The sequence below is a fragment of the Aquimarina addita genome (genome assembly GCF_039539305.1).
Lineage (GTDB): Bacteria > Bacteroidota > Bacteroidia > Flavobacteriales > Flavobacteriaceae > Aquimarina > Aquimarina addita.
Genome location: NZ_BAABCW010000045.1, coordinates 1 through 3849, shown reverse-complemented (window position 1 = coordinate 3849; position 3849 = coordinate 1). Strand labels below are relative to the sequence as shown.

The window sequence follows — 3849 nt, the reverse complement described above, 5'->3', positions numbered from 1 at the left end:
GTTTTGCTATCAGCATTTAAAGTACTGCTATACCGTTATAGCGGACAGGTTGATATTTGTGTGGGGACACCAATAGCTAATAGAACACAGGAAGAATTAGAAGGATTGATTGGCTTTTTTGTCAATATACTAGCCCTTAGAAGTGATTTAAGTGGGAACCCTTCTTTCAACACTTTGTTGTCACAGATTAAAGAAATGACATTGCAGGCGTATGACCACCAACAAGTCCCTTTTGAAAAAGTTGTAGACCAGGTTGTCGTTACACGAGATATGAGTACAACACCTTTATTCCAAGTAAAGTTTATGCTTAATAACATTCCTAAAGGCAGAGAATTAGAATTTGAAGGATTAAGCCTATCACCTTATGAAGTTGATGAAGGGGTTTCGACATTAGATTTAGAATTCAACATTATTGAAACACATTTAGGTATTTCCTTAAACATAGACTACTGTACTGACCTATACGATCAAACGACCATTGAGCACATGGCGGTACATTACCGTGAACTACTCTTTAGTATAACGGATAACCCTGATATGGCTATTGGGGATTTATCAATGTTAACCCCCAAAGAAGAACATCAGTTATTAAAAGTATTTAATAATACACAGGTCGAATACCCAAAAGACAAAACGGTTATCGACTTGTTTGAGGAACAGGTCAAAAATAACCCTGAACATATTGCTGTAGTTTTTGATAACAAAAAATTAACATACAAAGAACTAAATGAAAAATCTAATCGTTTAGCACATCATTTAAAAGAAAAATATCAATTAAATGCAGATGATTTTGTAACTATAATGTTAAATCGTTCAGAATGGTGTATTATCTCAATTTTAGGAATTTTGAAAGCTGGAGCATCATACGTTCCGATCGATATTGATTATCCAAATACTAGAAAATTATTTATAGTAGAAGATACTAAATCAAAAGTTTTAATCATTGAATCAGAAAGCCTTTTTGATGTTATAAATTTTAAGATTAATATATTTTCAATAGATATAGAATTAGATGAATTACCAAATGATAATTCATTTCTCAAGAACCCTTCTTTTTTGAAATCGTCCAATGATTTAGCCTATATTATTTATACCTCAGGATCAACTGGAAACCCTAAAGGAGTAATGATTGAACATAAAGGTCTTCTAAATCTTATATTATATCAAATTAATTTATTTAGAATAAATTCTACGAGTAATATTTTATTGTTTGCCTCATTGAGTTTCGATGCTTCTTGCTCTGAAATATTTACATCTCTTTTGGGAGGTGCAAGTTTAATTATTCCAAAAAAAGAAAAACTATTATCAATAAATTTATTGATAGAGCTGATAAACCAATTTAGTATTGATATTGTGACTTTACCCCCATCTTATCAAGCTTTGTTAGAAAATGAAGATAATATTGCAAATTTAAAAACAATAATTTCTGCTGGAGAATCATTAAATATTCAAGCAGTAAAATCCTTTCAATCCAATGGAATAAGAGTAATTAATTTTTACGGACCTACAGAAAGTACAATTGGAGTAACCATGTCAGAAGATCCAATAATAGATAATGATTTAATTACGATAGGCAAACCAATTGCAAATATTGAAATTCATATACTAGATAAAAGAAAAAAACTAGTACCTAACGGTGTAATAGGTGAAATTTTTATAGGAGGAATAGGTGTTGCAAGAGGATATCTAAACCTTCCTGATTTAACCAAAAGTAAGTTTGTAAATAACCCTTTTAGTGAAATTCCTGGAACTAGATTATATAAAACTGGGGATTTAGGAAAAAGATTGAAAAATGGGAATATCATTTTTTTAGGAAGAAAAGATGAACAGATAAAACTTAGAGGTTATAGGATTGAATTAGAAGAAATCAAAAATACTATTTTGAACTATGATAAGATCAAAAATGCTACAGTAATAGCGGAAAATGACGAACAAGGAAATAGTTTGCTAAAAGCTTATTTTACTAAAAGAAAAATGATAAAACTTAGGGCTTCTATTTCAGAATATTTTGTTTATGACGATTTAGCATACCATTCTCTTACTGGGGACACTAAAAGAAATAGTTATTACAAAAGAGTATTTAAAAAACATATTAAAGGTAAAGTTGTTTTAGATATAGGTTCTGGTCCTGATGCTATATTATCGAAGCTTTGTATTGAAGCTGGAGCCAAAAAAGTTTATTCTGTTGAAATTTCTAAGGATGTTTACCTAAAAGCTAAAAAACATATCCACGAAATAGGTTTAAGTGATAAGATTATTTTAATAAATGATAATATTACTGAAGTTAATTTACCAGAAAAAGTTGATTTTTGTGTTTCAGAAATAGTTGGTCCGATTGGTGGTTCAGAAGGGTCTGCAAAACTCATAAATATGAGCAGAAAATTATTGAAATCACCTGAAAAGATGATTCCCAAAAGGAGTCTGACTAAAATAGCTGGAGTATATTTGCCTGATAACCTTCACGACTTTCAATTTGATGATTTAGGAAAGCACTATGTAGAAAAAATATTTGATCAAGTCGGATATAAATTTGATTTGCGTTTGTGTATTGAAGATTTTCCTATTGAAAATGTTATAACGAATCATCAAAACTTTGAAGATCTTAATTATACACGTGCCTTAAAACTAGAAGGAACACATAGCATCCGCTTGGAATTTAATAAAACTTCTATTGTAACTGGATTTATTATTTGGTTAAATCTTTTTATAGATGATGATGAAATTATTGACACACTTTCAGAAAAATACAGTTGGTTGCCAGTATATATACCTGTATTTTATGATGAAACTAAAGTTAATATAGGAGATTATATTGAAGCTAATATTGTTAGAACACTTTCTGACAATGGTTTAAATCCCGATTTCATCATTAAAGGTAAACTATATCGAATGGAGAGTGATGATGTTGAATTTAATTATAGGTCTTCTAATCATGAAAAATTATATCGCCATAATCGATTTTATGAAAAATTATTTGTTAATGATACAGTCAATTTGATTAAATCAAAATCAATTTCTTCAACTGAACTTCGTACATTTTTAAAATCTAAGTTGCCAGAATATATGATTCCCGGATCATACATTGAATTAGAAGCATTACCAATTAATAATAGCGGTAAGGTTGATAAAAAGCGTTTACTTAGTTTAAATAGTTCTCATTCATACAAAACTGAATATATAGCTCCACGAAATGAAATGGAAGAAAAATTAACTTCCATCTGGAAAGAATTATTAAACATAGAAAATATAAGTGTTGATGATGATTTTTTTGAACTTGGAGGGCATTCCCTATTGGCTACTCGTTTGATATCCATGATTCGGAACGTTCTTAAAATAGAAATTGCTATTAAAGATATTTTCGAGTTCAATACTATCGAAGATTTAGCTCTATTCCTTGAACAAATTAAAAAACCTATTAGCGATGATGATGATGAATACGAAATGATTATTAATATATAGTTTAAGATATGAATAATAATATTGGTGATATTCTTAGAAAAGTAAATTCTGAAAACATAAAATTAGAATTAGAAAATGGTTGTTTAAAACTCAAATCAAAAACTGGTATAATCGATGCTGAATTACTTAATAGAATAAAAAGTAATAAGCAATTTATTATTCAATATCTTAAGAAATATCAAAATAGGAATAATTTATTAGAAGAATCAATTATTCCTTATAATCGTGATAATATTGATAAAGTCCCACTATCTTTTAGTCAAGAACGTTTATGGTTCTTAGATCAATTGCAGGGTAGTTTAGAATACCACATCCCTGTTGTATTGCGTTTAGAAGGAGATCTGGATATTGATGCATTACAAGATGCATTGAAGATGATCCTATCCAGAC

2 protein-coding genes are annotated in these 3849 nt (G+C 29.2%); both read left to right on the top strand.

Annotated features, from left to right (window positions below; all coding sequences use genetic code 11):
- Positions 1-3 precede the first annotated feature (3 nt).
- A complete protein-coding gene (locus tag ABD816_RS21960; protein ID WP_344931044.1) occupies positions 4-3459 on the top strand; it encodes an amino acid adenylation domain-containing protein in 3456 nt (1151 codons plus the stop codon).
- An 8-nt stretch (positions 3460-3467) separates the two neighbouring features.
- Positions 3468-3849: TubC N-terminal docking domain-related protein (locus ABD816_RS21955; protein ID WP_344931043.1), on the top strand; the 382-nt coding region annotated here is incomplete at its 3' end.